At 36.7% G+C, this 8,073-nt stretch carries 6 protein-coding genes; 4 read left to right on the top strand and 2 right to left on the bottom strand.

All coding sequences use genetic code 11. The annotated features are described in order from the left end of the window. The first annotated feature begins 665 nt into the window (after nt 1-665). A complete protein-coding gene (gene ribB / locus RTX21_RS15435) occupies nt 666-1,790 on the top strand; it encodes a 3,4-dihydroxy-2-butanone-4-phosphate synthase (RefSeq protein ID WP_312768969.1) in 1,125 nt (374 codons plus the stop codon). A 116-nt stretch (nt 1,791-1,906) separates the two neighbouring features. Here the strand turns inward: ribB and RTX21_RS15430 are convergent, their stop codons facing one another. Then, nucleotides 1,907-3,841, bottom strand: coding sequence for a M1 family aminopeptidase (locus tag RTX21_RS15430; RefSeq protein ID WP_312768967.1), 1,935 nt, complete (start codon nt 3,839-3,841; stop codon nt 1,907-1,909). A 242-nt stretch (nt 3,842-4,083) separates the two neighbouring features. Further along, complete coding sequence (locus RTX21_RS15425; RefSeq protein ID WP_312768965.1) at nt 4,084-4,965, bottom strand: SDR family oxidoreductase; 882 nt, start codon at nt 4,963-4,965, stop codon at nt 4,084-4,086. A gap of 204 nt (nt 4,966-5,169) precedes the next feature. Here RTX21_RS15425 and RTX21_RS15420 point away from each other — a divergent pair, with 204 nt between their 5' ends. The 3 genes from RTX21_RS15420 (at nt 5,170) to RTX21_RS15410 (ending at nt 8,067) form a co-directional block, all read left to right on the top strand. Next, the gene (locus tag RTX21_RS15420) at nt 5,170-6,009 is read left to right on the top strand and encodes an SDR family oxidoreductase (protein WP_312768964.1); all 840 of its coding nucleotides are present in this window, start codon (nt 5,170-5,172) and stop codon (nt 6,007-6,009) included. A 48-nt stretch (nt 6,010-6,057) separates the two neighbouring features. Beyond that, entirely contained in the window at nt 6,058-6,972 is a 915-nt protein-coding gene (locus RTX21_RS15415; RefSeq protein WP_312768963.1) for a helix-turn-helix transcriptional regulator, read from the top strand. An 87-nt stretch (nt 6,973-7,059) separates the two neighbouring features. Next, nucleotides 7,060-8,067 (top strand): aldo/keto reductase, encoded by a 1,008-nt coding sequence (locus tag RTX21_RS15410; RefSeq protein ID WP_312768962.1) that lies wholly within the window; start codon nt 7,060-7,062, stop codon nt 8,065-8,067. The last annotated feature ends 6 nt before the right edge of the window (nt 8,068-8,073 follow it).

The raw sequence follows: 8,073 nt of genomic DNA, 5'->3' as shown, positions 1-8,073 counted from the left end.
AAGTCCCGAAAGACCCCATCCAAACAAATCAAACACCCAACCGAACTCCTGCGCTACCAATTCTCTCGTTTTGGTTTTGCAAATGTAGGGCGAAATACAGACTGTTTCCAAATGTAATTAACAATAAGTTTACAATTGTGTAAAACTGTATTAATTAACACACTGAAAAACAACATTATATTAGAAACACTAAAGTTATCCACATTATGTTAAATAGATTTAATAATAGTAATTCTATGATTGCATCTTTTAATATAGAACAGGGAAAGTGTTTGATATCTTATAATATATATATATAAAGGTAAGCATTTAGCCATAGAAAGTTTATTTAATGAAAATAAAAGTTATCTATAATATAAGATGAGCATTAAAGTGTAATCCCCGATTGAAAAAGAAATTATCATAACCAATGACAAGTTCATCAGTTCTGCAAATATAAATTGAGTTTCACCAAAGGTAAGAAGCCTTGATATATAAAAAACAGAATGTAATGATTATATTTCATAAACTGTATATATTATACCTGAGTTAGATTAAAAATATCTCATATCTCTACTTGGATAAATCCTAAATTTTGAAAATATCTTTTTTGCATATTTTTAATGGATTATTACAATCTTTATTTAGGTTCTAAATAAGTATCTTTGCAAAAATTTTTAGAAATAATGGATAAATTCCAACTTAATACAATAGAAGAAGCTGTCGAAGACCTCAAAAACGGGAAAATGGTTATAGTGGTAGATGACCAAGACCGTGAAAACGAAGGTGATCTCCTGGCTGCTGCTGAACTGACTACGCCTGAAATAGTGAACTTTATGGTGACACATGCAAGAGGTTTGATTTGTATGCCACTTACCGAAAAAAGATGCGACGAACTGGAACTTCATTCTATGGTGGCGAATTCTACAGACCCGAAAGAAACAGCATTTACTATTTCCGTGGATCTTCTTGGAAAAGGAGCTACAACAGGAATCTCTGCAAGTGATCGTGCAAAGACCATCCAGGCAATTATGGACCCGGAAACTAAACCTGGTGATCTGATGAGACCTGGACACATTTTTCCACTTCGTGCGCGAGAAGGTGGAGTTCTGAAAAGAGCCGGACATACAGAAGCCGCAATTGATTTGACAAGATTAGCCGGTTTGAAAGAAGGTGGCGTCATCTGCGAAATCCTGAATGAAGATGGAAGTATGTCGAGATTACCCGATCTTTTGAAATTCGGAGAAAAACACGACTTGAAAGTTGTTTCTATCGAAGACCTTATCAATTATAGAATGAGGCAAGGCGACCTTGTGGAAAGAATTGAAGAACGTGATATCAAAACGCATTATGGCGATTTCAAATTCTATGTGTTTGAAGAAAAACCGACTGAACAAATCCATTATGCCTTGACTAAGGGAACTTGGTCTGCAGATGAATCTGTACTAGTGAGAGTACAATCAACGGGAACTTATTTTGATGTTTTCAGCAGATTGTCGAATGGTGAGCATCCGTTGATGCAACAAATCACCGACCTCATCAATACTGAAGGAAAAGGCGCTGTGGTTTTCATCAATAATGTTTCTAACAAAGAGAATACGTTGAGCAGAATCAAGCATTTCCTGAATTACCAAGATGGGACAAGCGAACAACCGACAATTGCACCTAACTTCCGTGATTATGGAATCGGAACTCAGATTTTGAAAGACCTCGGAATTAATAAATTTAAAGTGATTACTCAGAATCCTAACATCAAACCTATTCTTTCCGGTTATGATGTGGAAGTGACTGAGATGGTTTGTTTGAAATAGACTTAAAGATAATAGACGGATAGATGATAGATTTCTTATCCGCTGATTATAAATATAAAAAACGCTCCAATATCTATATCTGAGCGTTTTTTTTATCTTTTATATATATGAAGGCATTAATTAGGCCAAGCATTATTCTTAGGATTGATATCCGGGACAATGGATTGCGGGTCCAATTTTACATTGGTTACTTCTTTTGTAGTATCTATTTGGAAAGTCCATTCTATGTTACGTTTCCAAACTTCAACCGGTAATTTCACAGTTTGTGTAGTTCCGTCTTTGAAAGTTACAAGAACCGTTGTTGGCATTGGTAATTGTCCAATATTCTCCACTGTGATTTGAGTTCCGTTTTTGAAATCGCCATTCACAGGTTTTACATTTTTCACAGCCTGGTCAACTTTCCATTTGTTCATAAACCAGCCTCTCCAGAACCAGTTCAGCTCTTCGCCGGAAACATTTTCCATTGTGTGGAAAAAATCCCAAGGTGTCGGATGTTTGAACGCCCATCTGTGAACATAAGTTTTAAAGGCTTTATCAAATTTTTCAGGGCCAAGAATCGTTTCTCTCAATATTCCCAATCCAACGCCTGGTTTGAAATAAGCCAGAACACCAATGCTTCTTTCCTTCATATTATCCGGCCCAACCATAATCTGCTCAAAGTTATCACTCTGAACGAACGGTCCAATTTTGCTTATATCTTGTTTGTGGTAATATTCGCCTTTGTTGAAAGCTTCAGTAGAAAGTTCATTAATAAATGTATTAAAACCCTCATCCATCCATGCAAAAACTCTCTCATTGGAACCAACAATCATTGGAAACCAGGTGTGACCAAACTCGTGGTCCGTTACGTCCCAAAGCTCTGCACCTTTTGAATTTCTGTGGCAGAAAACAATTCCCGGATATTCCATTCCGCCTTCGTTTCCGGCAACATTGGTTGCAGCTTGATAAGGATATTCAAACCATTTTCCGGAGTAATGTTCAATGGCAGCTTTTGTATATTCGGTTGAGCGTCCCCATGCAGCATTACCGGCACTTTCTACAGGATAAGCCGAGATTGCCAATGATTTTTTTCCATTTGGAAGGTTAATTTTCGCCGCATCTATAATGAAAGCAGCTGATGATGCCCAGGCGAAATCTCTTGCTTTTTCTATTTTGAATTTCCAGGTTTTGGTTCCTGAATTGTTTCCTTTTCCTATTTCTGATTCCGAGTGAATCATTACAGTTTTTTCACTTTTTCTTGCGTCATTCCAACGATTGATTTCTTCTTTGGAGTACACTTCTTTTTCGTTCAATAATTCTCCCGAAGCTACAACGTAATGATTAGCCGGAACCGTAATATTAGCTGACAAAGTTCCGTATTCCAAATAGAATTCTGAAGCTCCAAGATAAGGAAGTGTATTCCAACCCATCACGTCATCATACACACACATTCTCGGATACCATTGCGCCATTGTGAAGATTTTCCCATTCTTGGTATCTTCAACTCCCATTCTGTCCGAACCGTATTTCGGAGAAAGGAAAGAATATTCTATTTTCAATTTTGCAACGCCTCCGTTCGCTTTCAAATCACTTGGAAGGTCAATCTGCATTCTGGTGTCAGTAATGGTATATTTTACATCTTTCCCGTCGTATTTTACCGATTTGATTTTATAACCACCATCAAAAGTCTCGCCGTGAGCACCGTTTCTACTTCCTGATAATGGAACTACAGTATTACCCCTGGAATCTTTAGCAAAAAGATTTTGGTCGAGTTGTAACCAAAGAAAACCCAGCTGGTCCGGACTGTTATTGGTATAAGTAATTTCTGCTGAACCTGTTAATTCATTGTTAGATTCATTAAGACTGACATTTAGTTGATAATCGGTGGAGTTCTGCCAATATTTATGTCCCGGCTGTCCGCTGGCAGAACGGGTTTCAGTTCCGGTCTGAGGATAGAAAAATGGTTTGAAAGCTTCTGTATAATCATACTTTGGAGATTCCTGAGCGTAAGAATTGCCGACAAAAGCAAATATCGCTACAGCAGAAATCAAATGCGGAAGTTTGAATTTCATTAATGGTAAGATTTATTGTTAAAATAAAATTAGTCAATTAAATCCAAAACTTGTTACATCCAATAAATAATCTATTAGCAGCAAAAAAAAACATAGTATACTATCAGATGAAGACACACTAGGTTTTAATCAATGAGTAGCTTCTCATCAATCAACGAGAAGCTATTAGTTTGCGGTCGAGAAGCTATTTGTTTAAATATTAATAACTTCTCAATTCTATTTTAGTAATTCAGTAATCTATATTAATTAGACTTCTTCGCCTTTATCATCGCCTCAAGCATATCCCACATCTCCTGCGGAATATCTTCCAGCATATTGAATTCGCCAGCACCTTGAAGCCATTCGCCACCATCAATAGTTACCACTTCACCGTTCATATAAGCGGAATACTCTGAAACGAGGTAAGCAGCCAAATTCGCCAATTCCTGATGTTCGCCAACTCTTCTGAGTGGCACTTTTTTCCGCATATCAAATTTCTCCTGCAAATCTCCTGGTAATAATCTATCCCACGCTCCTTTTGTTGGAAATGGTCCTGGTGCAATGGCATTGAAACGGATGCCATATTTTGCCCATTCTACAGCCAGACTTCTTGTCATTGCCAGAACGCCCGCTTTTGCACAAGCCGACGGTACAACGTAAGCCGAACCCGTCCAGGCATAAGTTGTCACAATATTAAGAACAGTTCCCGGAATTTTGTTATCAATCCAATATTTACCAATGGACAAAGTACAGTTCTTAGTTCCTTTTAAAACGATGTCTAAAATAGAATCAAAAGCGGAATGTGTCAAACGTTCCGTAGGCGAAATGAAATTTCCAGCAGCATTGTTCAACAAAATATCAATTCTTCCGAATGCTTTCAAAGCTGCTTCTTTCATCGCTTCTACTTCTTCCCAATTTCTTACATCACAAGCAACACAAAGTACTTTTCCACCAGTTTCTTCTTCCAGTTCTTTTGCTGTTCCTTGCAGTTTTTCTAAGTTTCTGGAAGTGATAACGACTTTTGCACCGAGTTGAAGAAAATATTTGGTCATTGCCTTTCCAAGACCACTTCCGCCACCTGTAACGATAGCAACTTTATCTTTTAGTGCGTCTTCACGCAACATTGGTTGTGTATATAAATTCATAATTAAAAATTAAGGATTTGTGCTTGTGGTAAATTTATATTTTTATTTCCTAAAGAAAATTAACAAAAGTTATGTTCAAAATACAATCGTAAAAATTGTACCACATTTGTTTTGGCTACAACAATCTTTGATTCGGTCACACGCAGGATTTCATTCTTGCTCAACTTTGCATTATAATAATTAATCAATTAAAAACAATCAAAAATGAGTACAAAAAAAGTATGGTTCGTGACAGGCGCATCAAAAGGTTTAGGTTTAACATTAGTAAAAAAATTATTGGCTGAAGGTTATTCTGTAGCAGCGACCTCAAGAAATGTATCAGAATTACAGAAAGTCATCAGCGAAGAAAGCTCAACTTTCATTCCATTAGAAGTTGATTTGGTAAATGAAAATTCTGTTTCAGAAGCCATTTCAGAAACGATTGAAAAATTTGGGAAGATAGATATTATCGTAAATAACGCAGGTTACGGACAATTGGGAACTTTGGAAGAATTGACAGATAAAGAAAGTCGTCAAAATTTTGACACCAATGTCTTTGGTTCTTTGAATGTCATTAGAAAATCAATGCCTTATTTCAGAGCACAAAAAAGTGGTTCGATTTTTAATATCGCCTCGATTGGCGGATTATCAGGAGAATTTGCAGGTTGGGGAGTTTATTGTGCAACCAAATTTGCCGTTGTTGGATTTACCGAAGCTTTGGCTGCAGAAGTAAAAGAATTTGGAGTGAATGCAACAGTTATTTATCCCGGATATTTCAGAACTGATTTCCTGACAGGCGGCTCACTTCGCACACCTGAAAATGAAATCGATGCCTACACTACTGCGAGACAACTTCAAGAAGCGCACGAAAAAGACATTAATGGGAATCAACCCGGAAGTCCTGAAAAAGCAGCGGTGGCGTTGCTAGAATTAGCAGCAATGGAAAATCCACCGGTTCATCTGGTTTTAGGTTCCGATGCTTTTCAAATGGCGAACAACAAGTTAAGCACACTTCAAAATGAAATTTCTGATTTCAAAACATTAAGTATTTCAACAGATTACTAACTTTGTAAGGCAACAGTTTCCGGATTGTTGCCTTTAATTCTTCAGGTTATGACTAACAGAAAATTATATACGATTGATACCGTTGCGGAATTTCACAGGATTTGCGGATTGTCTCAACCTCAACATCCGATGATTAGTCTGGTGGATTACAGCCAGGTGGAATATCAAATCAAGGAATCTGAAATCAGCTGGGTTCAGGATTTGTATTTTATGGGATTCAAGCGCGATATCCAGGGAAAATTGCATTATGGACAAAGCCAGTATGATTTTGATGGCGGTTTGATGTGCTTCATTGCGCCTAGGCAATTGGTTAAAATGATTATCGATAAATATGACACGAAACCTTCTGGTTATTTATTGGCGTTTCATCCCGATTTTATCTGGAATACACCTTTGGCAAAGACCATTCACAATTATAAATTTTTCGGTTATGATGTGAATGAAGCTTTGTTTCTTTCTGAAAAAGAAGAGGAAACGTTAATTGGACTTTTTAAAGGAATTGAAAAAGAATATCAGTCGGGAATTGATGAATTCACTCAGAATATCATCATTTCTCAAATCGAAGTGATTCTGAATTACTGTGAAAGATTTTATCAAAGACAATTTATTACCAGAAAAAAGAGCAATCATCAGGTTTTGGATAAATTAGAAAATATTTTGGATGATTATTTCAAAAATGATGTCATCAACAAAGGTTTACCAACTGCAAATTATGTTGCCGAATCTCTGAATATTTCAACTAATTATCTAGGAAGCTTGTTAAAATCTCTGACTGGACAAACCACGCAACAACACATTCACGAAAAGCTGATTGAAAAAGCTAAAGAAAAGCTTTCTACAACAGAACTTTCTGTAAGTGAGATTGCTTATGAATTAGGCTTTGAACATTCTCAGTCTTTCAGCAAATTGTTTAAAGCTAAAACTGATATTTCGCCTTTGGAGTTCCGGAAGTCATTTAATTAACATCAGTAATTCTCATACAACATTCGTCATTTTGCATACATCCAATTTTTGATTTCTACGGAATTTTGTATCAATAAATTTAACGATATGAAATTGAATCAAGTAAAATTAGGAAATCAAGGATTAATTATCCCGAATATCGGTTTGGGATGTATGGGAATGACAGGTTTTGGCGATGCAGATATGTATGGCAAAACAGATGAAAAAGAAGCTATTGCAACTATTCATCGTTCTTTGGAATTGGGTGGGAATTTTCTCGACACTGCAGATTTGTACGGACCTTTCAAAAATGAACAATTGATTGCAAAAGCAATTGAGGAAAATCGTGACCAATACATTATTGCCACAAAATTCGGATGGGAAATTGATGACAACGAGCAAGTAACTTGGAAAATCAACGGAAGCAAAGATTATGTGAAAAAATCTGTCGAACGTTCGTTGAAAAATCTAAAAACAGATTACATCGACCTTTATTATATGCATCGTCTCGATAAAAATGTTCCGATTGAAGAAACGGTTGGAGCGATGAGCGATTTAGTAAAAGAAGGAAAAATCGGTTATATTGGTTTGTCGGAGGTTGGTTCGGAAACAGTGAAAAGAGCGCACGCAGTTCATCCTATTTCTGCAGTTCAAAGTGAATATTCTTTGTTTGAAAGAACAGTTGAAGAAAAAGGCGTGATTAAAACTTTGAATGATTTAGGAATTGGTTTTGTAGCGTATTCTCCGCTTGGAAGAGGATTTTTATCAGGAAACATCAAAACAATTGACGATTTGCCGGAAAATGATTTCCGAAGAGGAATTCCGCGTTTTCAAGAGGCACATTTCCATAAGAATATTGAGTTGGTAGAAGCAATTGAAAATATGGCGAAAGAAAAAGAAATCACGTCTTCTCAATTGGCTTTGGCGTGGATTATCAGCAAAGGAATTATTCCGATTCCGGGGACGAAACGCAGAAAATATCTTGAGCAGAATATTGAAGCGGCAACTATCCAACTGAGCGAATCTGACATTGAGAAGCTGGAAAGTATTGTACCTTTGGGAACGGATACTGGAGCGACTTATGATGAGTTTGGAATGGGACTTTTGGATTATTAATTAGCC

It is taken from the genome of Epilithonimonas sp., assembly GCF_032054305.1.
GTDB lineage: Bacteria > Bacteroidota > Bacteroidia > Flavobacteriales > Weeksellaceae > Epilithonimonas.
The sequence above is the reverse complement of the archived record's forward strand: the minus strand, read 5'-3'. Positions and strand labels throughout refer to the sequence as shown.

Excerpts from the sequence above, each read along its gene's own strand:
- RTX21_RS15415 (WP_312768963.1), top strand. The coding sequence starts at position 6,058 with ATGACTAACAGAAAATTATATACGATTGATACCGTTGCGGAATTTCAC.
- RTX21_RS15425 (WP_312768965.1), bottom strand. The coding sequence starts at position 4,965 with ATGAATTTATATACACAACCAATGTTGCGTGAAGACGCACTAAAAGAT.
- RTX21_RS15430 (WP_312768967.1), bottom strand. The coding sequence starts at position 3,841 with ATGAAATTCAAACTTCCGCATTTGATTTCTGCTGTAGCGATATTTGCT.
- ribB (WP_312768969.1), top strand. The coding sequence starts at position 666 with ATGGATAAATTCCAACTTAATACAATAGAAGAAGCTGTCGAAGACCTC.
- RTX21_RS15420 (WP_312768964.1), top strand. The coding sequence starts at position 5,170 with ATGAGTACAAAAAAAGTATGGTTCGTGACAGGCGCATCAAAAGGTTTA.
- RTX21_RS15410 (WP_312768962.1), top strand. The coding sequence starts at position 7,060 with ATGAAATTGAATCAAGTAAAATTAGGAAATCAAGGATTAATTATCCCG.